A 19,501-nucleotide genomic window follows, 5' to 3' on the forward strand; every position below is an offset into this window, starting at 1 on the left:
CGATGCGAATGACTGTGTTGCGGGCCGGACGAATGCCGCCCGGCGCCGCGCAGATATTCGATCAGACGCGGCGACGCTTGGACGGCCGCACACCATTGTGCGGGATCGGCGTCACATCGCGGATCGACGTAATGGTGAAACCCACTGCCTGCAGGGCACGCAGCGCGCTTTCACGGCCCGAACCCGGACCCTTGATTTCCACTTCCAGGGTGCGCACGCCATGTTCGGCGGCCTTCTTGCCGGCATCGTCCGCCGCCACCTGAGCGGCATAGGGGGTGGACTTGCGGCTGCCCTTGAAGCCCATCATCCCCGCGCTGGACCAGCTGATCGCATTGCCTTGCGCATCGGTGATGGTGATCATCGTGTTGTTGAAGCTGGCGTTGACGTGGGCCACACCGCTTGAAATATTCTTCTTGTCGCGCCGCCTGATGCGGCCGGGTTCGCGTGCCATGTCTGGTATCCTTTGAACTTGCGAGAAGGGAAAAGCCTGGCTGCCTTGCGGCAGTGCAGCTTACTTCTTCTTGCCGGCGATCGGCTTGGCCTTGCCCTTGCGGGTGCGGGCGTTGGTGTGGGTGCGCTGACCGCGAACGGGCAGGCCCTTGCGGTGACGCAGACCGCGATAGCAGGCCAGATCCATCAGGCGCTTGATGTTCATCGCGGTGTCGCGGCGAAGATCGCCTTCCACCGTGTAATCGGCATCAATGGTTTCGCGGATCTGCAGCACTTCGGCATCCGACAGGTCCTGCACCCGGCGCGAATGATCAATGCCCAGCTTGTCGGCAATCGCCTTGGCCGTTGTGGGGCCGATACCGTGAATATAGGTAAGCGCCACGATAACGCGCTTGTTGGTGGGGATATTGACCCCGGCAATACGAGCCACTTGATTCTCCTGCTCCACAGGGGTTGGCAGATCCTGCCGGAACGCGCCCCTATCTCATCGCGATAGACATATTCGCACCAACGGCATCGCACTGCGCCAAGGCCGAAGCCAAAACAGCAAAAGCCCGGTTGGCGCGCAAAGTTGGCTGCGGCCTGCCGGACCCAATACCGATGAAACGAGTTTGGAGGCCGTAAGGTGATTCGGCCAATGCGTCAAGCACGCAAAGCAGGTGCAAGAAAATTCCTGCACCAGCGCATGAGCTTATCCGCCAAACCCCTTATGCCATCAAGAATGCACGGCGTCAAAGCCGATGCTGGAGCAATGGACAAGCCCCGGCCTGCCTTTCACTTACCGTCGAGGATTGCGGCAATCTGCGCGGTTACCGTATCGATCGCGCCCATCCCGTCCACGCGGGACACAAGGCCGCGGGCTTCGTAATAGGGCAGGATAGGCGCAGTCTTGGCGCGGTATTCGGCCATCCGCGTGCGTACGGTCTGCTCGTTGTCGTCGGGGCGGCGCTTGAATTCGGTGCCGCCGCATTTGTCGCACACACCGGGCGTCACGGGTTGCTTGAACACATCGTGATACCCTGCCCCGCACGAACCACAGGTGAACCGGCCGGTGATGCGTTCGACCAGCGCGTCTTCGTTCACCGCCAGTTCGATCACATGGTCGAGGCTGCGTCCGTGCTTGGCGAGCAGCGCGTCGAGAGCCACCGCCTGCGCCTCGGTGCGCGGATAGCCGTCGAAGATCGCCCCGGCTTCCGGCCCCATGGCCGCCAGTTCGGCGTCGATCAGGTCGGACACGATCTCGTCCGATACGAGCTGCCCCGCATCCATCACCGCCTTGGCCCGCAGGCCCACGGGCGTGCCCGCCTTCACCGCCGCGCGCAGCATATCCCCGGTCGAGAGCTGCCGCATACCGTGCCGCTCGACCAGCAAGGACGATTGCGTGCCCTTGCCCGCTCCGGGAGGGCCAAGCAGGATGATGTTGAGTGCCATGAAACCCTCCCCAGACAGGCAGCCCCCGCTACCCGCCGCAATTTGCCCGAAATAGCCGGCGCTTAGCGCATCCGGCCCTTCAGCTTGGCCTTCTTGATAAGGTCACCATACTGGTGCGCAAGCAGGTGGCCCTGAATCTGGCTGATCGTATCCACAGTCACGTTGACCACAATCAGCAGGCTGGTCCCGCCCAGGAAGATCGAGAAGCCGGTATTGCGCAGCAGATATTCGGGCGCGACGCAGACGATCGTCAGATAGATCGCCCCCACCACCGTGATGCGCGTCAGCACATAATCAAGGTAGTCCGCGGTCCGCTTGCCCGGACGAATGCCTGGAATGAAGCCGCCGTTCTTCTTCAGGTTTTCCGCCGTGTCTTCCGGGTTGAACACCACGGCCGTGTAGAAGAAGCAGAAGAAGATGATGCCGATGGCATAGAGCGTCAGGTAAATCGGCTGACCCGGCGCAAGATAGAGGTTGAGCGTCTGCACAACCGAATAGAACATACTGTCGGTGCTCACCGAATTGCCGGCGAACTGGCTGATGGTCAGCGGCAGCAGCAAAAGCGAGCTGGCAAAGATCGGCGGGATCACGCCGGCCGTGTTGATTTTCAGCGGCAGGTGCGAACGATCCGCCTGCATCCCGCCATTCTGCGTCGCGCGCTTGGGATACTGGATCAGCAGGCGGCGCTGGGCGCGCTCCATGAAACAGATGAACAGGATCAGGATGACAACCATCGCGATGATGCCCAGCACGGTCGCATTACCGATCGAACCTTCGGAATAACCGCTGAACAGGTTCGAGGTGAATGTCGGGAACTGCGCCACGATCCCGGCCATGATGATCAGCGACACGCCGTTGCCGATGCCGCGGCTGGTGATCTGTTCACCCAGCCACAGCAGGAACATCGTCCCGCCGATCAGGCTGATCACCGCGCCGATCTTGAACATGAGGCCCGGCGCGACCACGGCATGAAGCCCGCTTTGCGCGGCATAGGCTTCAAGGCCCGACGCGAGGAACCAGCCCTGGATCGCGCACAGCAGCACCGTGCCATAGCGGGTATACTGGTTCAGCTTCTTGCGCCCTGCCTCGCCTTCCTTCTTGATCGCCATCAGCGCCGGATGGAGCGAGGCAGCCAACTGGATGACGATCGAGGCCGTAATATAAGGCATCACGCCCATCGCGATCAGGCTCATCCGCTCCAGCGACCCGCCAGAGAACGTATTGAACAGATCGAGAATGCCGCCACGCGTCTGATCGTACAGCGTTTCCAGGATCAGCGGATTGACGCCGGGCAGCGGCACAAAGCTGAGGAAACGGAACACGACCAGTGCCCCGATCGTGAACCAGATGCGCTGGCGCAGCTCGGTCGCCTTGCCGAAATTGGAGAAGCTCAGCGAGCTGGCGATGTTATCGGCGCGTGATGCCATTGTCTCTGTTTCGCCCTGAAATGGACGCCGGTCGCCCGGCAGTCACGGTCATGTAGGGGGCACCGGGCCGCTTGTCGAACCCGGTAAAGGACATTTTTGTCCTTGCCCCCGACAATCCTTACTTGGCGGCGGCCTTGTTCGCCTCGCGGCGGGCCGTCTTCTTTTCATGCTCAGTGGGTTGCGCAGCAGGCAGTTCAACCGAACCACCGGCCTTTTCCACCGCCGCGCGGGCGCCGGCCGACACGCCATCGACCTTGAAGGTCAGCTTGGCGGTGATTTCACCCTTGCCCAGCAGACGCACGCCATCCTTGCCACCGCGCGCAACGCCGGCTGCCTTGAGTGCGGCGTGATCGATCACGGCCTTGGGATCGAGCTTGCCGGCATCGACCAGCTTCTGGATCATGCCCACGTTCACTTCGGCAAAATCCTTGCCGAACGGATTGTTGAAGCCGCGCTTCGGCAGGCGCATATGCAGCGGCATCTGGCCGCCTTCAAAGCCCTTGATGGCCACGCCCGAACGGCTCTTCTGGCCCTTCTGGCCGCGCCCTGAGGTCTTGCCCTTGCCTGAACCGATACCACGGCCCACGCGAATGCGGGACTTGCGGGCACCGGGATTGTCGCGGATGTCATTCAGTTTCATGTCTTGCACTCGCTTTCGCTTTATTCGCGCTAAAAACGGAAGTGGCCCGGTAATGCGCCGGGCCACCTCATGTCAATCCAGCTTGCCACCCGGAACCGGGCGGCGCGCCGATTATTCGACGATCGTCACCATGTGCGGCAGCTTGCGCAGCGCGCCGCGCACTTCGGGGGTGTCTTCCAGTTCCACCACCTTGTGCATCTTGTTCAGGCCCAGACCGATCAGGATCTGGCGCTGAATGGCCGGGCGACGGATCGGCGAACCGATCTGCTTGATCTTGATTTTCGCCATGATCGTTTACTCCGCAATCGCTTCGGCAGCGGCTTCGGCCTCTGCTTCGCTCGCGCCGCCGCGACCCAGCAGGTCGGCAACCTTCTTGCCCCGGCGCTGCGCAACCGACTTCGGCGAAGTCTGCTCGCTCAGCGCGTCAAACGTGGCGCGGATCATGTTATAGGGGTTGCTGGTGCCGATCGACTTGGTCACCACGTCGGCAACGCCCAGGCTTTCGAACACCGCGCGCATCGGGCCGCCGGCGATGATGCCCGTGCCCGGAGGGGCCGAACGCACATTCACCTTGCCCGCACCGAAATGGCCCTTGCCATCGTGGTGCAGCGTGCGGCCTTCCTTCAGCGGAACGCGGATCATCTTCTTCTTGGCAGCCGAAGTCGCCTTGTTGATGGCTTCGGGCACTTCGCGTGCCTTGCCATGGCCAAAGCCGACGCGGCCCTTGCCATCGCCCACCACGACCAGCGCAGCAAAACCGAAGCGCTTGCCGCCCTTCACCGTCTTGGACACGCGGTTGATGTGGACGAGCTTTTCAATCAGCTCCTCGCCGCCATCTTCCGCGCCACCGCGACGGTCGTCCCGGTCACGGCGCCCACGGCCACCGCGCTCACCGCCACGGTCGTTGCCGCCACGCTCACCACCGCGGCCACGGCCACGGCGCGGCTGATCGGTGCCCTCGGCAGGCGCTTCGGCTGCGGCAACTTCGGTGTTTTCGATGATTTCATCAGCCATAATCAGAACTCCAGCCCGCCTTCACGGGCGGCATCGGCCAGCGCCTTGACGCGGCCATGGAACAGGAAACCGCCGCGATCGAACACGACAGTCTTCACGCCAGCCTTGACGGCAGCAGCGGCGATGTCCTTGCCCACCTGCGCGGCAGCATCGACATTGGCGCCCGAGGACTTGCCACCCAGCGTAGAGGCGGCGGCCAGGGTGCGGCCATCCTTGTCGTCAATGATCTGCGCGTAGATGTGCTTGCCGGTACGGTGCACCGAAAGGCGCGGCTTGCCACCGGCACGGGCGCGCAGCGCGGTGCGGACACGGCGGCGGCGGCGTTCAAAGAGAGAGAGCTTTGCCATCTTACTTCTTCTTCCCTTCCTTGCGGAAGATATATTCGCCGCGATACGCCACACCCTTGCCCTTGTAGGGCTCAGGCTTGCGCCATTCACGGATCTCGGCAGCGAACTGCCCGACCTTCTGCTTGTCGATACCGGTGATCTCGATCGTGGTCTGGTCCGGGGTCTTCACCTCCAGACCTTCGGGCACGGCCAGATCGACATCGTGACTGTAGCCAAGCTGCAGCTTGATCGTCTTGCCCTGCGCCGAGGCGCGATAGCCCACACCCTTGATGTCGAGAATCTTGGTGAAGCCGTTCGACACGCCTTCGACCAGGTTCGCGACCAGCGTGCGCTGCATACCCCAATGGCTGCGAGCAACCTTCGAGGTGTTGGCCGGCTTGATGGTGATCGCATCACCATCCACCGCATATTCCACATGGTCGGACAGTCCCATCGTCAACGTGCCCTTGGGCCCCTTGACGGTCAGCTGACCGTTTTCGATCTGCGCGGTCACGCCACTGGTAATGGCAACCGGCTTCTTGCCGATGCGGCTCATCAGAACACCTCCGCCAGCACTTCGCCGCCGACATTCTGCTGCCGCGCTTCCGCATCGGACAGCACGCCGCGGGGCGTGGAGACGATCGAGATACCCAGGCCGTTGCGCACGGGAGCAAGATCCTTGCTGCCCGAATAGACGCGGCGGCCGGGCTTCGACACGCGCGCGACATACTTGATCGCGGGCTCGCCTTCGAAATACTTCAGCTCGATGCGCAGCGCCTTGTGCGGGCCGGTGTTATCTTCGGTGTAACCGCGGATATAGCCTTCGCGCTGGAGCACTTCGAGAACGTTCGCGCGCAGCTTGGAAGCGGGGGAAAGGACAGAATCCTTCTTCGCCTGCTGGCCGTTGCGGATGCGGGTGAGCATATCACCCAGGGGATCGGTCATAGCCATCGTTCAGATCCTCACCAGCTCGACTTGGTCACGCCCGGGATCAGGCCGTGATTGGCCAGATCGCGCAGCTCGATGCGGCACAGGCCGAACTTGCGGTAATAGCCGCGGGGGCGGCCGGTGGTGGCGCAGCGGTTGCGCACGCGGGTCGGATTCGCGTTGCGCGGAATCTCGGCCAGCTTCAGGCGCGCGATCAGACGCTCGCTCTCGTCGAGCGATTCATCATCGGCAATCGCCTTCAGCTTCGCGTATTTGCCCGCATACTTCTTCACGAGCTTCTTGCGCCGCTCGTTCTTGTTGATGGAACTCAGTTTCGCCATTGGACTTAAGCTCTCTTCTCTCTTCTCGAGATCAATTTCTCGACCTGGGCGCCGCTTACGCGGCAGCCTTTTCTTCTTCGGCTTCTTCAGCCGGGAACGGGAAACCGAAAAGACGCAGCAGTTCGCGCGCTTCCTCGTCGGTCTTGGCGGTGGTGGTGACAATGATATCCATGCCCCGCACCTTCTCGATCTTGTCGTAGCTGATCTCGGGGAAGATGATCTGCTCCTTCAGGCCCATGGCGTAATTGCCATTGCCATCGAAGCTCTTCGGATTCAGCCCACGGAAGTCGCGGATGCGCGGCATTGCGATGGTCACCAGACGGTCGAGGAACTCGTACATCCGGTCGCGGCGCAGAGTCACCTTGCAGCCAATGGGCATACCTTCGCGCAGCTTGAACTGGGCGATGGACTTCTTGGCCTTGGTGATCACCGGCTTTTGGCCTGCGATCAGTTCCATTTCCTCGGCGGCGATCTGAACCTTCTTCTTGTCCTGGCTGGCTTCGCCCACGCCCATATTGAGCGTGATCTTTTCCAGACGGGGCACTTCCATGTGGTTCTTGTAACCGAATTTCTCGGTCATCGCCTTGACGATGCGGTCGTTATACGCCGCCTTCATGCGAGGGGTGTAATCAGCCATCGATCTTCTCCCCGGACTTGACGGCGATGCGCACCTTCTTGCCGTCACGCTCTTCAAAGCGCACGCGGGTGGGCTTGCCGTCCTTGGGATCGGCAATGGCGACCTTGGAAATCGCCATCGGGGCGGGCGCGCGGTCAATGCCGCCCTGCGGATTGGACTGCGTCGGCTTGCGGTGGCGAGCGGCCACATTCACGCCTTCAACCACGACCTTGCCTTCGGAAGGCAGAACGCGCGCAACCGTGCCGGTGCGGCCCTTGTCCTTGCCCGAAAGCACGACGACCTGGTCGCCCTTCTTGATCTTTGCAGCAGCCATCACAGCACCTCCGGAGCAAGGCTGATGATCTTCATGAACCCCTTGGAGCGCAGTTCGCGCACCACCGGGCCAAAGATACGGGTGCCGATCGGCTCCTCGTTCTTGTTCACGAGCACCGCGGCATTGCTGTCGAAGCGGATCACGCTGCCATCGGGACGGCGCACATCCTTGCGGGTGCGCACGATCACGGCACGGTGCACATCACCCTTCTTCACGCGGGCGCGCGGCTGCGCCTCCTTCACGGAGACGACGATGACATCCCCGACCGACGCGGTACGACGCTTCGAGCCACCCAGCACCTTGATGCACTGGACGCGCTTGGCGCCGCTGTTGTCCGCGACGTCGAGATTGGATTGCATCTGGATCATTGATCCGTCTTCCTTCTCATTGGCTTTCCGGGACTTTGGCCTTCACCAGCCCGGGAGTTCCTAAAACGCCTGTCCCCCTTGCAGGGGCACGAAATACTCAGTTGCCGGCCGCCTCGACATCGAGATCGGCTTCCACCGCGACACCCTTGCTGGCCGCCACGCGATCAAGAACCTTCCAGGTCTTGGTCTTGGAATAGGGCCGGGTCTCCTCGATGCGGACGGTATCGCCCACGGTAAAGGCATTGTCTTCATCGTGCGCGTGATACTTCTTCGAACGGCGGATGATCTTCCCGTAGAGCGGGTGCTTCACCTTGCGTTCGACCTTCACGGTCACGGTCTTGTCGGTCTTGTCGGAAGTGACAGTGCCGATAAGGATACGCTTGGGCATGGGTTTCTCCTCAGGCCTTCACGGCTTCGGCGGCGCGCTGGCCCTGAAGCGTCTTGATGCGGGCGATCTCGCGGCGCACTTCCTTCACCCGGGCAGGACGCTCGAGCTGGTTGGTGGCTGCCTGGAAGCGCAGATTATACGCCTCACGCTTGAGGCTGACGAGAGCTTCGGTGAGCTGATCGTCGGACTTGGTCCGCAGATCTTCCATGATGTTCTTCTTGGCCATCATTCGCCTCCCAGGTGCGATGTGTCACCCAGACGGGCAACAACCTTGGTCTTGATCGGCAGCTTCATCGCGGCGCGTTCAAACGCCTCGGCAGCCAGCGGGCCCGGAACGCCGTCCAGTTCGAACAGGATACGGCCCGGCTTCACGCGCGCGGCCCAGTATTCCACCGAACCCTTGCCCTTGCCCTGACGGACTTCGGCAGGCTTCTTGGACACCGGCACATCGGGGAACACGCGGATCCACAGGCGACCCTGACGGCGGATGTGGCGCGTGATCGCGCGGCGAGCCGCCTCGATCTGGCGCGCGGTGATGCGCTCCGGTTCCATGGCCTTCAGACCATAGGAGCCGAAATTCAGCGCCGAGCCGCCCTTGGCGTCGCCCTTGATCCGGCCCTTGAAGGCCTTGCGGAACTTGGTCTTTTTCGGTTGCAGCATTGCTCTACCCTACCCTCAGCGTGCCGGACGGACGCCGGAAGTCTGCGCTTCCATCATCAGCCGGTCCTGAGCCATCGGATCGTGAGCGAAAATCTCGCCCTTGAAGATCCAGCACTTGATGCCGATGATGCCATAGGCGGTCAGCGCCTCGGCCTCAGCGTAATCAACATTGGCGCGCAGCGTGTGCAGCGGCACACGGCCTTCGCGGTACCATTCGACGCGGGCGATTTCCGCACCGCCCAGACGGCCGCCGCACACGATCTTGATGCCTTCGGCACCCAGACGCAGCGCCGACTGCACCGCACGCTTCATCGCCCGGCGGAACGCCACACGGCGCACCAGCTGATCGGCAATGCCCTGCGCAACGAGCTTGGCATCGATTTCCGGCTTGCGGATTTCCACGATGTTCAGCTTCACTTCGCTGGGGGTCAGCGCCGAAAGCTGCTTGCGCAGCTTTTCGATGTCGGCGCCCTTCTTGCCGATGATCACGCCCGGACGCGCAGCATAGATCGACACGCGGCACAGCTTGGCCGGACGCTCGATCACCACCTTGGAAATCGCGGCCTGCGGCAGCGTGTCGAACACGAACTTGCGGATCGCCAGGTCTTCCTTGAGAAGCTGACGGTAATCCGCGCCTTCGGCATACCAGCGGCTGTCCCAGGTGCGGTTGATCTGCAGGCGCAGACCGATCGGATTGCTCTTCTGTCCCATCGATCAGGCCTCCTCGGACATTTCGCGCACAACGATGCGCAGACGGCTGAACGGCTTCAGGATGCGGGTGGACTTGCCACGGCCGCGGGTCGCAAAGCGCTTCATGGTGACGGACTTGCCCACGCTGGCTTCGGCCACGACGAGCGCGTCCACATCCAGATTGTGGTTGTTTTCCGCATTGGCAATGGCCGAGGCCAGCACCTTTTTCGCATCGCGCGCCATCGCCCGCTTGGAAAAGGTGAGGATGTTCAGCGCATCCTCGGCCTTCTTCCCGCGGATCAGCGCAGCGACAAGGTTCAGCTTCTGCGCCGAACCCCGAATGGTTGTGCCAACGGCCAGCGCCTCGTTATCGGCGACGCGGCGGGGAGCTTTCTGCTTGCCCATTATCGCTTACCCTTCTTGTCGGCAGCGTGGCCGGGGAAATTGCGCGTGGGCGCGAATTCACCGAGCTTGTGACCGACCATGTCCTCGTTGACGGACACCGGAATGAACTTCTGGCCGTTATAGACGTTGAACGTCAGGCCAACGAAATCGGGAAGCACGGTGGAACGGCGCGACCAGGTCTTGATCGGCTTGGAACTGTTGGCTTCCTGGGCTTCCTGCGCCTTCTTCAGCAGGTGAAGATCGACGAACGGACCCTTCCAGACGGAACGTGCCATCGCTGCTTACCTCTTCTTCTTGGCGTGACGCGAACGGATAATCAGCTTGTCCGTCTGCTTGTTGTTGCGGGTGCGGGCGCCCTTGGTGGGCTTGCCCCACGGGGTAACCGGGTGGCGGCCGCCCGAAGTCCGGCCTTCACCACCGCCATGCGGGTGGTCGACCGGGTTCTTGGCGACACCGCGGGTCAGCGGCTTCACGCCCATCCAGCGCTTGCGCCCGGCCTTGCCGAAGTTCTGGTTCTGGTTGTCGGGGTTCGACACCGCGCCAACCGTGCCCATGCAATCGGCACGCAGGTAACGCTGCTCACCGCTGTTGAGGCGCACGATCACCATGCCGCGGTCACGGCCCACCAGCTGCACATAGGTGCCTGCCGAACGCGCGATCTGCCCGCCCTTGCCCGGCTTCATCTCCACATTGTGGCAGATGGTGCCGACCGGCATCTGGCCCAGCAGCATCGCATTGCCGACCTTGGTGTCGACCTTTTCGCCAGCCACCACGCTGTCACCCACCGCCAGACGGTTGGGAGCCAGGATGTAAGCCAGTTCGCCGTCCTCATACTTGATGAGCGCGATGAACGCGGTGCGGTTGGGATCGTATTCGATCCGCTCAACCACGGCAGACATATCCCACTTGCGACGCTTGAAGTCGATATAGCGGTACTTCTGCTTGTGCCCGCCAGCCATGCCACGCGAAGTGACATGCCCCTTATTGTTGCGGCCACCGGTCTTGCGCTTGCCTTCGGTCAGCGCCTTGACGGGCTTGCCCTTGTACAGCGCCGACTTGTCGACGAGGACCAGGGCGCGGCGCGCCGGGCTGGTCGGGTTATAGTTCTTCAGTGCCATCGGATCAGCTCACGCCTTCGGTGATGTCGATCATCTGGCCTTCAGCCAGCGTGACAACCGCCTTCTTGATGTCCGAACGCTTGTAGGGCTTGCCCTTCCAGCGCTTGCTCTTGCCCTTCTGGACAATCGTGTTCACGCCCGTGACCTTGACGTCATACAGGGCTTCCACGGCTTCCTTGATCTGCGGCTTGGACGCAGTGGTTGCCACCTTGAACACGACCGCATTGTTCTCCGAGAGAAGCGTCGCCTTCTCGGTGATATGCGGAGCAACGATCACGTCATAGTGACGCGCGTCAATTGCGCTCTTCTTAGCCATCACTTAGCCCCTCCCGGGAGGGCGAAACGCGCCTCCAGCTTCTCGACAGCCGCCTTGGTAAGGACCAGCGTGTCATGCTTCAGGATGTCGTAGACGTTTGCGCCCACCGCCGGCAGGACATTCACGCCCGGCAGGTTGCGCGCTGCCAGCGCGAAACCGGCGTCAACGGCGTCGCCGTCGATCACCAGCACCTTGCCGGCCCAGCCGTTCTTGCCGAACGTCGCCGCAATCGCCTTCGTCTTGGCATCGGTCAGCTCCAGGCTGTCCACGACCACCAGACCCGACTTGGCCTTGCTCGACAGGGCCATCTTCAGACCAAGAGCACGCACCTTCTTGTTCAGCGACTGGCCGAACTCGCGGCGACGTGCGCCGTGAGCCTTGCCACCGCCAATGAAGATCGGGGCGGCACGGTCACCGTGACGGGCCCGGCCGCCACCCTTCTGGCGACCGAACTTGATGCCCGAACGGGCCACGTCCGAACGCTCGCGCGTTGCACGGGCAATGCCACGGCGGTTTTCGAGCTGCCAGGTGACGACGCGGTGCAGGATGTCTGCCCGCGGCTCGACACCGAAAACGGCATCGCTCAGTTCGATGTCGCCCGACGCCTTGCCGTCAATGTTTTGGACCTTCACCTTCACGGATCAGCCCTCCTTGTTCGCGTCGTCAGCGACAGCGGCCGCTTCGACGGGGGTGGTTTCTTCAGCGACGGCTTCGCCTTCGACCTGATCGGCCAGCTTGGGCTCGTCCTGCGCGGGCTTGGCGGCGCTCTTGTCGAGGATCGCACCGGGGAAAGGCAGACCTTCCGGGGCCGGAACCTTCACGGCATCACGAACCAGCAGCCAGCCATTCTTCGAACCGGGCACCGAGCCCTTCACGAAGATCAGACCGCGGTCGGCATCGGTACGCACAACTTCCAGGTTCTGCTGGGTGCGCTGGCGATCGCCCATATGGCCGGCCATCTTCTTGTTCTTGAAGACCTTGCCCGGATCCTGGCGGTTACCGGTCGAACCGTGCGAACGGTGGCTGACCGACACGCCGTGCGAGGCGCGCAGACCACCGAAGCCCCAGCGCTTCATGGCGCCGGCAAAGCCCTTGCCCTGCGTGTGGCCGGTGACATCAACCATCTGGCCGGCAATGAAATGCTCGGCCGAAATGGTGGCACCCACGGGCAGCAGGCCGCTTTCGTCCGCCACGCGGAACTCGGCAACTTTCTGCTTCAGGCCCACTTCCGCCTTGGCGAAAGCTTCGCGCTGCGGCTTGTTGACATTCTTCTGCTTGGCTTCACCAGCACCGACTTGCACCGAGTAATAACCGTCACGATCGGCGGTACGGTGAGCGGTAACCTGGCAGCCTTCCAGCGCCAGAACGGTGACGGGCACGTGCCGGCCATCCTCCTGGAACAGGCGGGTCATCCCGACTTTCTTCGCGATCACGCCAGTGCGCATGATCCATACTCCTCAACAGAGGCACACGGGACCATCCCGCGTGCTTGGTCAGCCCGAATTGTCATGCATCGCCCCGTCCGGGCTGAGATGCCCCCTTCCCCGTGGATCGGGTTCGGAAGCGAGACGGGGGACGCAGCCCGGATCAGATCCGGCGGTATCCCGATGTCTTGCATTGCCTTGCAGCAATGCGGGGCCATCAGAAGCCCCTGAAACTTCCGGCGCGTTTAAGGTCCGCACCGAAGACCGGAAATCAGCGGCTCAGGCCAACTTGATCTCGACATTCACGCCAGCAGCCAGGTCGAGCTTCATCAGTGCGTCGACAGTCTGGGCGTTGGGCTGCACGATGTCGAGCAGCCGCTTGTAGGTGCGCACCTCGAACTGCTCGCGCGACTTCTTGTCGACGTGCGGGCCGCGGTTCACGGTGAACTTCTCGATACGCGTCGGCAGTGGAATGGGGCCACGAATAAGAGCACCCGTGCGACGTGCGGTATCTGCGATTTCACCAGTTGCCTGGTCGAGAACGCGATGGTCGAACGCCTTGAGGCGAATGCGAATATTCTGAGCTTCCATGTCCTGTACCGATGCGAAAGAGCCACGGAGGCCATCACTGACCCCCAAAACAAAGAACCGCCCCACCTAACCGGATTTCCGGTGAGGGGCGGCCCTCGGAAAAAGCGGCCGGCGAGGGACGAATCCCCCGCCGGTGGCGCGCCTATATTACTTCGTGATCTTGCTGACAACCCCCGAACCGACGGTGCGGCCACCTTCGCGGATTGCGAAGCGCAGACCTTCGTCCATCGCGATCGGAGCGATCAGCTTGACGCCGATGGTCACGTTGTCGCCCGGCATCACCATTTCGGTGCCTTCGGGCAGGATCACTTCGCCGGTCACGTCGGTCGTGCGGAAGTAGAACTGCGGACGGTAGTTGGCGAAGAACGGCGTGTGACGGCCGCCTTCGTCCTTCGACAGCACGTAGACTTCGGCGCTGAACTCGGTGTGCGGAGTGACCGAGCCCGGCTTGGCCAGAACCTGACCACGCTCCACTTCGTCACGCGCGATACCGCGGATCAGGGCGCCGATATTGTCGCCAGCTTCGCCGCGATCGAGCAGCTTGCGGAACATTTCCACGCCGGTCACGGTGGTCTTCTTGGTGTCCCTGATGCCGACGATTTCGACTTCGTCACCCACATTCACGATGCCGGTTTCGATACGGCCGGTCACCACGGTGCCGCGGCCGGAGATCGAGAACACGTCTTCGATCGGCATCAGGAAGGGCTTGTCGATCGGACGGTCGGGCTGCGGAATGTATTCGTCAACGGCCTTGATGAGGGCGATGACCGAATCCTTGCCGATATTGTCGTCGCGGCCTTCCAGAGCAGCAAGGGCCGAACCCTTGATGATCGGAATGTTGTCGCCGTCGAAATCGTAGCTGGAGAGCAGTTCACGCACTTCCAGTTCGACCAGTTCGAGGATTTCCTCGTCGTCAACCTGATCGACCTTGTTCATGTACACGACCAGTGCCGGCACACCGACCTGACGGGCCAGCAGGATGTGCTCGCGGGTCTGCGGCATGGGGCCGTCAGCAGCGTTCACCACCAGGATCGCGCCGTCCATCTGGGCGGCACCGGTGATCATGTTCTTCACATAGTCGGCGTGGCCGGGGCAATCGACGTGCGCATAGTGGCGCTTGTCCGATTCATATTCCACGTGCGCGGTCGAAATGGTGATGCCGCGCTCGCGCTCTTCCGGCGCCTTGTCGATGTTGGCGAAGTCAACGGCGGTGCCGCCATAGGTTTCAGCCATCACCTTGGTGATCGCAGCGGTGAGCGTGGTCTTGCCGTGGTCAACGTGACCGATGGTGCCGATGTTGCAGTGCGGCTTGTTCCGCTCGAATTTTGCCTTTGCCATTTTTGTAACCTTCTCAAGTTCGAAATTGGAATGCGTGGTGTTCAGGCGGGCGTCTCACCGACTTGGCGCTGAATCAGGCGCCCGCCCCTAGACGTTGCGTGGGGGTTACGCAAGCTTCTCCTTGACCTCGGCCGCGACATTCGCCGGGACCTCGTCATAGTGCGAGAACTGCATGGTGTACTGCGCGCGGCCCTGGGTGAACGAACGCAGTTCATTCACATAGCCGAACATATTCGCCAGTGGCACGTGCGCCTCGACAACCTGGGCGTTGCCGCGCGTGTCGGTGCCCTGGATCATGCCGCGGCGGCTGTTCAGATCGCCGATCACGTCGCCCATATATTCTTCCGGCGTCACCACCTCGACCTTCATGATCGGTTCGAGCAGCTTGATGCCTGCCTTCTGCGCCCCCTCACGCATCGCACCACGGCCGGCAATTTCGAATGCCAGCGCCGAGGAGTCGACATCGTGGTACTTGCCGTCCAGCAGCTCCACCGAGAAGTCGATGATCGGGAAGCCGATCAGCGAACCGGTTTCGGCGGTTTCCTTCATGCCCTTTTCGATCGCGGGGATATATTCACGCGGAATATTGCCGCCCTTGATCGAATCGATGAAGGTGAAGCCCGAACCGCGTTCGCCGGGAGTCAGCTTGACCTTCACTTCACCGAACTGGCCCGAACCACCCGACTGCTTCTTGTGCGTGTAGGTCAGTTCCACCGGCTTGGCGAGGTATTCGCGGTAAGCCACCTGCGGTGCACCGACATTGGCCTCCACCTTGAATTCGCGGCGCATACGGTCAACCAGGATTTCGAGGTGAAGTTCACCCATGCCTTTGATGATCGTCTGGCCCGATTCATGATCGGTCGACACGCGGAAGCTGGGGTCTTCGGCAGCCAGGCGGTTGAGCGCAACACCCATCTTTTCCTGGTCAGCCTTGGTCTTGGGCTCCACCGACAATTCGATAACCGGCTCCGGAAACTCCATGCGCTCCAGAATGATCGGCGCGCGTTCGGCGCACAGCGTGTCGCCGGTGGTGGTTTCCTTCAGGCCCGCAATCGCCACGATGTCGCCGGCAAAGGCTTCATCGATGTCTTCGCGGTTGTTGGAATGCATCAGCAACATACGGCCGATCTTTTCCTTCTTGTCCTTCACCGAATTGAGGACGGTGCCCTTCGACAGCCGGCCCGAATAGATGCGGGTAAAGGTGAGCGAGCCGACAAAGGGATCGTTCATGATCTTGAAGGCGAGACCCGAGAACGGCGCATCGTCCGAAGTCGCGCGGCTGTCTTCCGCGTCCGTTTCAGGGTTCACGCCCTTCACGTCTTCAATGTCGAGCGGGCTGGGCATGAAATCCACCACCGCGTCGAGCAGGGTCTGCACGCCCTTGTTCTTGAACGCCGAGCCACACAGCACCGGGACGAAAGCCTGCGCCAGCGTGCCCTTGCGGATCAACGCCATGAGCTTTTCGACCGAAGGCTCGTTCCCTTCCAGATAGGCTTCCATCGCCTCGTCGTCCTGCTCGACAGCGAGTTCGATCAGCTTTTCGCGATATTCGGCAGCCTTGTCTGCCATATCGGCGGGGATTTCCTCGTAGAAGAATTCCGCACCAAGGCTCTCGTCCTTCCAGATGATCGCGCGCTGATTGATAAGGTCAACCAAGCCCTTGAAGTCGCCTTCCGCACCAATCGGCAAATAAAGAACAGCCGGGACTGCGCCAAGACGATCAATGATGGTCTGAACGCAGTAATAAAAGTCAGCGCCCGTGCGATCCAATTTATTGATGAAGCACATTCTTGGCACGCCATACTTGTCTGCCTGGCGCCATACTGTTTCCGACTGCGGCTCGACACCCGCCACGCCGTCAAAGGCGGCGACTGCGCCGTCGAGCACGCGCAGAGAGCGCTCGACTTCGATGGTGAAGTCCACGTGACCCGGCGTGTCGATGATATTCAGGCGGTGGTCGCGCCAGAAACAGGTCGTCGCGGCCGAGGTGATCGTGATCCCCCGCTCCTGCTCCTGCTCCATCCAGTCCATCGTCGCCGCGCCATCGTGCACTTCGCCGATCTTGTAGGACTTGCCGGTGTAGTAAAGAATCCGCTCGGTCGTAGTGGTCTTGCCGGCGTCGATATGCGCCATGATACCGAAATTGCGGTAGCGTTCGATCGGATGGCTGCGGGCCATGACTGTTTCCTCAAAGGTTCAGAAGCTTGCCGGAAATTCACACGCCGGCGCGCCCCATATAATGGAAGATATGACCGCTTGAAGACCGTCCCTTCGACACGCTCAGGATGAGCGGAGCGAGGAAACGGCCCCCAAGCAGCAAGCCCTTACCAGCGGTAGTGGCTGAAAGCGCGGTTCGCGTCCGCCATGCGGTGCGTGTCTTCGCGCTTCTTCACGGCCGAACCGCGGTTGTTGGCGGCATCCATCAGCTCACCCGACAGGCGGGCAGCCATGGTGGTTTCCGCACGGCCGCGCGCGGCGTTGATCAGCCAGCGAATGGCCAGCGCCTGCGCACGCTCGGGACGCACTTCCACCGGCACCTGGTAGGTGGCACCACCCACACGGCGGCTGCGCACTTCCACGGCCGGCTTGATGTTGTCGAGCGCGGTGTGGAACACGTCCACCGGATTGGTCTTGGCCCGCGCTTCCACGGTTTCCAGCGCGCCATAGACGATCTTTTCGGCCACGGCCTTCTTCCCGTCCAGCATGAGGTTGTTCATGAACTTGGACAGCACCACATCACCAAAACGGGGATCGGGCAGGATTTCCCGCTTCTCGGGACGACGACGACGAGACATTCTCGTATTCCTTTTCTTGCGGCCCCTTGCCTGCGTCCCAGCGAAGGCTGGGACCTGTTGGCGGCAGGGAGCGAAACTTCTAGCGTTGCGTAAACCTCATGAGGCCAGAACCAGACCGCGCCAGATCCCGGCCTGCGCCGGGATGACGGCCTGAGGGGGCCGTCACTTCGGACGCTTGGCGCCGTACTTCGAGCGGCTCTGCTTGCGGTCCTTCACGCCCTGCGTGTCGAGAACGCCGCGCAGCACGTGGTAACGCACACCGGGAAGGTCGCGCACACGGCCGCCGCGGATCAGCACAACGGAGTGCTCCTGCAAATTGTGGCCTTCGCCCGGAATATAGGCGATCACTTCGCGCTGGTTGGTCAGGCGGATCTTGGCCACCTTGCGCAGCGCCGAGTTCGGCTTCTTCGGCGTGGTGGTGTAGACGCGGGTGCACACGCCGCGCTTCTGCGGGTTCTTTTCCATCGCCGGCACCTTGCTCTTGGCCTTCACAGGCTGGCGCGGCTTGCGGACAAGCTGGTTGATCGTAGGCATTAGGTTCTCTTCACCTTGATTAAAGGTGCCACCTGATCTGCCAGAAATGGAGAGAGTAAGACCGTGCCACCTCCGCTGGCGTCACCCCGGACTTGGAGCCGGGTCCAGCAAAACAGGAGAGCCGCCATCGGCGCCCTTCCCCGCACGAGTCTGAAACGCTCCACCCCCGCACAAATCTTCGTGCACCGGGTTACTTTGACGGCCGCCCCGCTGTTTGCCTTTCCCACCACGGCTTCCCGGCGAGGGCCGGGAAATCATGCGGATCACCGCATGACGGCAGGAAAAGCAAAACAAAAAAGGCCCCGACGAGTCTCCCCGCAAGGCCCCGGAACCAACGCCGGCAATGTTCAGCTCTATGCCCGATGTGGAGCACAAGCCCCGCTTCGGATGGATGCGCCCTTAGCGCCGGGATGGGGTGGGGTCAAGGGTGGGGCTGTTACACGCCAGCACCTGCTTCCGCCCCGGCCATCCGCTCTATGAACGCATCCGCGCCGAGGTGCTGGCCGATCTGGCCCTGCGCAATGCGGAGGATGAGGAGAGCGTGCTGGCCGAACTGTGCCTGCGCCTCGAACAGATGCGCGAGCGCGAGGCAGAGATGGGGCCATGGGCGCAGGTGGAGGGGCGCGATCCGGCCTAGGCCTGTTCCAGATAGCGCCCCACCGCCAGCACGCCCTGATCGGTCAGCTCGACAAAGGTCACGCGCTTGTCGAATTCGGATGTGCTGCGCGTCACCAGCCCCGCCTCTTCCAGCGCGTTGATATAGCGCAGCGCCGTTGTGCCGGGCACGCGGCTGGCCATGCACAGGCTGGTGGTGGACACTTTCGCCCCGCCCGCAAACTGCATGAACAGGTCCAGCAGCATATCCCATGCCGGCTCGCCCAGCAGTTCGCCGGGAATATGATCCCAGCGCTTGCCGCGCTGTTCGTAGATGACGCGCGCCTTCATCGCGAGGTTGAGCGCATTCTTCTCGATCCGCGCCAGTTCGGTCGGCCAGCGGAAAATGGCCTTCACATTGGAGCCATTCCACGCCTGATCGAGCGAATCCGCCAGCCGCAGCAGCGTGGCGCCTAGTTCGCGGATGTCGCTGGCCTTCCAGTCCTCCGCCAGGAGGTTGATGAGCTCCTGGCGCTTCAGTGCAGTCGTCTCGCCCATATGTCCCCTGCTTGCCCCGTTGGGGAATTCTATTTGACCTGCTCCCCGCCCCCGCCTTGCGCCATGTGGCAGATGGGCGGCGATCAGGAAGCCGATATTGCGAAATTAAGCAAAGATCAGATCATTATTCTTTTTTATGTTATCGCTACCATAAAAAATAAGTCGGTATAAAATTGATAACGCCCGTTAATTTCGGCGTTGTCGGTTTCCGAGGCG

The 19,501-nt window shown here is 61.9% G+C and carries 31 protein-coding genes; 1 reads left to right on the top strand and 30 read right to left on the bottom strand.

Annotation, left to right across the window (positions count from 1 at the left end):
- Positions 1-61: 61 nt before the first annotated feature.
- The 29 genes from rpsK to rpsL all read right to left on the bottom strand — a co-directional run bounded on the left by rpsK (position 62) and on the right by rpsL (position 18,133).
- Positions 62-451, bottom strand: coding sequence for a 30S ribosomal protein S11 (gene rpsK, locus WFP44_RS14430; RefSeq protein WP_047003266.1), 390 nt, complete (start codon positions 449-451; stop codon positions 62-64).
- 60 nt (positions 452-511) lie between these two features.
- The gene (rpsM, locus tag WFP44_RS14435; protein ID WP_336920549.1) at positions 512-880 is read right to left on the bottom strand and encodes a 30S ribosomal protein S13; all 369 of its coding nucleotides are present in this window, start codon (positions 878-880) and stop codon (positions 512-514) included.
- Between the two features lie 344 nt (positions 881-1,224).
- Entirely contained in the window at positions 1,225-1,881 is a 657-nt protein-coding gene (locus WFP44_RS14440; RefSeq protein ID WP_336927328.1) for an adenylate kinase, read from the bottom strand.
- A 62-nt stretch (positions 1,882-1,943) separates the two neighbouring features.
- Entirely contained in the window at positions 1,944-3,308 is a 1,365-nt protein-coding gene (secY, locus tag WFP44_RS14445) for a preprotein translocase subunit SecY (protein WP_336927329.1), read from the bottom strand.
- Between the two features lie 118 nt (positions 3,309-3,426).
- Positions 3,427-3,948, bottom strand: coding sequence for a 50S ribosomal protein L15 (rplO, locus tag WFP44_RS14450; protein ID WP_336927330.1), 522 nt, complete (start codon positions 3,946-3,948; stop codon positions 3,427-3,429).
- A gap of 111 nt (positions 3,949-4,059) precedes the next feature.
- Positions 4,060-4,236 carry a 50S ribosomal protein L30 gene (gene rpmD / locus WFP44_RS14455; protein ID WP_336927331.1) on the bottom strand — a complete coding sequence of 59 codons (177 nt, stop codon included), beginning with the start codon at positions 4,234-4,236 and terminating at the stop codon, positions 4,060-4,062.
- 6 nt (positions 4,237-4,242) lie between these two features.
- Entirely contained in the window at positions 4,243-4,962 is a 720-nt protein-coding gene (gene rpsE, locus WFP44_RS14460) for a 30S ribosomal protein S5 (RefSeq protein ID WP_336927332.1), read from the bottom strand.
- Positions 4,963-4,964: 2 nt separating this feature from the next.
- Positions 4,965-5,309 carry a 50S ribosomal protein L18 gene (gene rplR / locus WFP44_RS14465; protein ID WP_336927333.1) on the bottom strand — a complete coding sequence of 115 codons (345 nt, stop codon included), beginning with the start codon at positions 5,307-5,309 and terminating at the stop codon, positions 4,965-4,967.
- Position 5,310: 1 nt separating this feature from the next.
- Entirely contained in the window at positions 5,311-5,844 is a 534-nt protein-coding gene (rplF, locus tag WFP44_RS14470) for a 50S ribosomal protein L6 (protein ID WP_336927334.1), read from the bottom strand.
- Positions 5,844-6,239 (bottom strand): 30S ribosomal protein S8, encoded by a 396-nt coding sequence (gene rpsH, locus WFP44_RS14475; RefSeq protein ID WP_336927335.1) that lies wholly within the window; start codon positions 6,237-6,239, stop codon positions 5,844-5,846. Before rpsH ends, rplF begins: the two co-directional genes overlap by 1 nt.
- Before the next feature lie 11 nt (positions 6,240-6,250).
- On the bottom strand, positions 6,251-6,556 hold the full coding sequence (gene rpsN, locus WFP44_RS14480; RefSeq protein WP_336927336.1) for a 30S ribosomal protein S14: 306 nt from the start codon (positions 6,554-6,556) through the stop codon (positions 6,251-6,253).
- 55 nt (positions 6,557-6,611) lie between these two features.
- Positions 6,612-7,193 carry a 50S ribosomal protein L5 gene (gene rplE / locus WFP44_RS14485; RefSeq protein ID WP_336920559.1) on the bottom strand — a complete coding sequence of 194 codons (582 nt, stop codon included), beginning with the start codon at positions 7,191-7,193 and terminating at the stop codon, positions 6,612-6,614.
- A complete protein-coding gene (gene rplX, locus WFP44_RS14490; RefSeq protein ID WP_336927338.1) occupies positions 7,186-7,506 on the bottom strand; it encodes a 50S ribosomal protein L24 in 321 nt (106 codons plus the stop codon). The genes rplE and rplX overlap by 8 nt, the downstream gene beginning before the upstream one ends.
- Positions 7,506-7,874: a 50S ribosomal protein L14 gene (rplN, locus tag WFP44_RS14495; RefSeq protein ID WP_120324291.1), complete on the bottom strand. Its 369-nt coding sequence runs from the start codon at positions 7,872-7,874 to the stop codon at positions 7,506-7,508. The genes rplX and rplN overlap by 1 nt, the downstream gene beginning before the upstream one ends.
- Positions 7,875-7,971: 97 nt before the next feature.
- A complete protein-coding gene (gene rpsQ / locus WFP44_RS14500; protein ID WP_336927340.1) occupies positions 7,972-8,262 on the bottom strand; it encodes a 30S ribosomal protein S17 in 291 nt (96 codons plus the stop codon).
- Between the two features lie 10 nt (positions 8,263-8,272).
- The gene (gene rpmC, locus WFP44_RS14505) at positions 8,273-8,491 is read right to left on the bottom strand and encodes a 50S ribosomal protein L29 (protein WP_377922641.1); all 219 of its coding nucleotides are present in this window, start codon (positions 8,489-8,491) and stop codon (positions 8,273-8,275) included.
- Positions 8,488-8,922, bottom strand: coding sequence for a 50S ribosomal protein L16 (gene rplP, locus WFP44_RS14510; RefSeq protein WP_336920562.1), 435 nt, complete (start codon positions 8,920-8,922; stop codon positions 8,488-8,490). Before rplP ends, rpmC begins: the two co-directional genes overlap by 4 nt.
- 15 nt (positions 8,923-8,937) lie before the next feature.
- Complete coding sequence (rpsC, locus tag WFP44_RS14515) at positions 8,938-9,633, bottom strand: 30S ribosomal protein S3 (protein WP_336920563.1); 696 nt, start codon at positions 9,631-9,633, stop codon at positions 8,938-8,940.
- Positions 9,634-9,636: 3 nt separating this feature from the next.
- On the bottom strand, positions 9,637-10,017 hold the full coding sequence (gene rplV / locus WFP44_RS14520) for a 50S ribosomal protein L22 (RefSeq protein ID WP_336927341.1): 381 nt from the start codon (positions 10,015-10,017) through the stop codon (positions 9,637-9,639).
- Positions 10,017-10,292, bottom strand: coding sequence for a 30S ribosomal protein S19 (gene rpsS, locus WFP44_RS14525; protein ID WP_336927342.1), 276 nt, complete (start codon positions 10,290-10,292; stop codon positions 10,017-10,019). Before rpsS ends, rplV begins: the two co-directional genes overlap by 1 nt.
- A gap of 6 nt (positions 10,293-10,298) precedes the next feature.
- Positions 10,299-11,135, bottom strand: a complete 837-nt coding sequence (gene rplB, locus WFP44_RS14530) for a 50S ribosomal protein L2 (protein ID WP_336920566.1) — start codon at positions 11,133-11,135, stop codon at positions 10,299-10,301.
- A gap of 4 nt (positions 11,136-11,139) precedes the next feature.
- Positions 11,140-11,451, bottom strand: coding sequence for a 50S ribosomal protein L23 (locus tag WFP44_RS14535; protein WP_336927344.1), 312 nt, complete (start codon positions 11,449-11,451; stop codon positions 11,140-11,142).
- Positions 11,451-12,089 (bottom strand): 50S ribosomal protein L4, encoded by a 639-nt coding sequence (gene rplD, locus WFP44_RS14540; protein WP_336927345.1) that lies wholly within the window; start codon positions 12,087-12,089, stop codon positions 11,451-11,453. Before rplD ends, WFP44_RS14535 begins: the two co-directional genes overlap by 1 nt.
- Before the next feature lie 3 nt (positions 12,090-12,092).
- Complete coding sequence (gene rplC / locus WFP44_RS14545) at positions 12,093-12,896, bottom strand: 50S ribosomal protein L3 (RefSeq protein WP_336927346.1); 804 nt, start codon at positions 12,894-12,896, stop codon at positions 12,093-12,095.
- Positions 12,897-13,154: 258 nt separating this feature from the next.
- Positions 13,155-13,466 carry a 30S ribosomal protein S10 gene (gene rpsJ, locus WFP44_RS14550; RefSeq protein WP_017665146.1) on the bottom strand — a complete coding sequence of 104 codons (312 nt, stop codon included), beginning with the start codon at positions 13,464-13,466 and terminating at the stop codon, positions 13,155-13,157.
- 147 nt (positions 13,467-13,613) lie between these two features.
- Entirely contained in the window at positions 13,614-14,804 is a 1,191-nt protein-coding gene (tuf, locus tag WFP44_RS14555) for an elongation factor Tu (protein WP_336927347.1), read from the bottom strand.
- A 105-nt stretch (positions 14,805-14,909) separates the two neighbouring features.
- Positions 14,910-16,982, bottom strand: a complete 2,073-nt coding sequence (gene fusA / locus WFP44_RS14560; RefSeq protein ID WP_336927348.1) for an elongation factor G — start codon at positions 16,980-16,982, stop codon at positions 14,910-14,912.
- A gap of 146 nt (positions 16,983-17,128) precedes the next feature.
- The gene (gene rpsG / locus WFP44_RS14565; RefSeq protein ID WP_336927350.1) at positions 17,129-17,599 is read right to left on the bottom strand and encodes a 30S ribosomal protein S7; all 471 of its coding nucleotides are present in this window, start codon (positions 17,597-17,599) and stop codon (positions 17,129-17,131) included.
- 162 nt (positions 17,600-17,761) lie between these two features.
- On the bottom strand, positions 17,762-18,133 hold the full coding sequence (gene rpsL, locus WFP44_RS14570) for a 30S ribosomal protein S12 (protein WP_336927351.1): 372 nt from the start codon (positions 18,131-18,133) through the stop codon (positions 17,762-17,764).
- A gap of 427 nt (positions 18,134-18,560) precedes the next feature.
- Between rpsL and WFP44_RS14575 the strand changes: the two genes are divergently transcribed.
- A complete protein-coding gene (locus tag WFP44_RS14575; protein ID WP_336927353.1) occupies positions 18,561-18,770 on the top strand; it encodes a hypothetical protein in 210 nt (69 codons plus the stop codon).
- Here the strand turns inward: WFP44_RS14575 and WFP44_RS14580 are convergent.
- Positions 18,767-19,285, bottom strand: coding sequence for a winged helix DNA-binding protein (locus tag WFP44_RS14580; protein WP_336927354.1), 519 nt, complete (start codon positions 19,283-19,285; stop codon positions 18,767-18,769). The two genes, WFP44_RS14575 and WFP44_RS14580, sit on opposite strands and share 4 nt — an antisense overlap.
- Positions 19,286-19,501 lie beyond the last annotated feature (216 nt).

Origin of the sequence: Alteraurantiacibacter palmitatis, assembly GCF_037154115.1 — a bacterium.
GTDB classification, from domain to species: domain Bacteria; phylum Pseudomonadota; class Alphaproteobacteria; order Sphingomonadales; family Sphingomonadaceae; genus Alteraurantiacibacter; species Alteraurantiacibacter palmitatis.

Coding starts and splice junctions, on each gene's coding strand:
- rpsL (WP_336927351.1), bottom strand. CDS start 18,133: ATGCCTACGATCAACCAGCTTGTCCGCAAGCCGCGCCAGCCTGTGAAG.
- rpmC (WP_377922641.1), bottom strand. CDS start 8,491: ATGATGGCCAAGAAGAACATCATGGAAGATCTGCGGACCAAGTCCGAC.
- rpsE (WP_336927332.1), bottom strand. CDS start 4,962: ATGGCTGATGAAATCATCGAAAACACCGAAGTTGCCGCAGCCGAAGCG.
- rpmD (WP_336927331.1), bottom strand. CDS start 4,236: ATGGCGAAAATCAAGATCAAGCAGATCGGTTCGCCGATCCGTCGCCCG.
- rpsC (WP_336920563.1), bottom strand. CDS start 9,633: ATGGGACAGAAGAGCAATCCGATCGGTCTGCGCCTGCAGATCAACCGC.
- tuf (WP_336927347.1), bottom strand. CDS start 14,804: ATGGCAAAGGCAAAATTCGAGCGGAACAAGCCGCACTGCAACATCGGC.
- rplP (WP_336920562.1), bottom strand. CDS start 8,922: ATGCTGCAACCGAAAAAGACCAAGTTCCGCAAGGCCTTCAAGGGCCGG.
- rpsS (WP_336927342.1), bottom strand. CDS start 10,292: ATGGCACGTTCCGTCTGGAAGGGTCCGTTCGTCGATCTTCACCTGCTG.
- WFP44_RS14535 (WP_336927344.1), bottom strand. CDS start 11,451: ATGGCTAAGAAGAGCGCAATTGACGCGCGTCACTATGACGTGATCGTT.
- rplN (WP_120324291.1), bottom strand. CDS start 7,874: ATGATCCAGATGCAATCCAATCTCGACGTCGCGGACAACAGCGGCGCC.
- rpsH (WP_336927335.1), bottom strand. CDS start 6,239: ATGGCTATGACCGATCCCCTGGGTGATATGCTCACCCGCATCCGCAAC.
- WFP44_RS14580 (WP_336927354.1), bottom strand. CDS start 19,285: ATGGGCGAGACGACTGCACTGAAGCGCCAGGAGCTCATCAACCTCCTG.
- rpsJ (WP_017665146.1), bottom strand. CDS start 13,466: ATGGAAGCTCAGAATATTCGCATTCGCCTCAAGGCGTTCGACCATCGC.
- rplC (WP_336927346.1), bottom strand. CDS start 12,896: ATGCGCACTGGCGTGATCGCGAAGAAAGTCGGGATGACCCGCCTGTTC.
- rplV (WP_336927341.1), bottom strand. CDS start 10,017: ATGGGCAAGCAGAAAGCTCCCCGCCGCGTCGCCGATAACGAGGCGCTG.
- rpsN (WP_336927336.1), bottom strand. CDS start 6,556: ATGGCGAAACTGAGTTCCATCAACAAGAACGAGCGGCGCAAGAAGCTC.
- secY (WP_336927329.1), bottom strand. CDS start 3,308: ATGGCATCACGCGCCGATAACATCGCCAGCTCGCTGAGCTTCTCCAAT.
- rplX (WP_336927338.1), bottom strand. CDS start 7,506: ATGGCTGCTGCAAAGATCAAGAAGGGCGACCAGGTCGTCGTGCTTTCG.
- rplR (WP_336927333.1), bottom strand. CDS start 5,309: ATGGCAAAGCTCTCTCTCTTTGAACGCCGCCGCCGCCGTGTCCGCACC.
- fusA (WP_336927348.1), bottom strand. CDS start 16,982: ATGGCCCGCAGCCATCCGATCGAACGCTACCGCAATTTCGGTATCATG.
- rplO (WP_336927330.1), bottom strand. CDS start 3,948: ATGAAACTGAATGACATCCGCGACAATCCCGGTGCCCGCAAGTCCCGC.
- rpsK (WP_047003266.1), bottom strand. CDS start 451: ATGGCACGCGAACCCGGCCGCATCAGGCGGCGCGACAAGAAGAATATT.
- rplE (WP_336920559.1), bottom strand. CDS start 7,193: ATGGCTGATTACACCCCTCGCATGAAGGCGGCGTATAACGACCGCATC.
- rpsG (WP_336927350.1), bottom strand. CDS start 17,599: ATGTCTCGTCGTCGTCGTCCCGAGAAGCGGGAAATCCTGCCCGATCCC.
- rplF (WP_336927334.1), bottom strand. CDS start 5,844: ATGAGCCGCATCGGCAAGAAGCCGGTTGCCATTACCAGTGGCGTGACC.
- WFP44_RS14440 (WP_336927328.1), bottom strand. CDS start 1,881: ATGGCACTCAACATCATCCTGCTTGGCCCTCCCGGAGCGGGCAAGGGC.
- rplB (WP_336920566.1), bottom strand. CDS start 11,135: ATGGCACTGAAGAACTATAACCCGACCAGCCCGGCGCGCCGCGCCCTG.
- rpsQ (WP_336927340.1), bottom strand. CDS start 8,262: ATGCCCAAGCGTATCCTTATCGGCACTGTCACTTCCGACAAGACCGAC.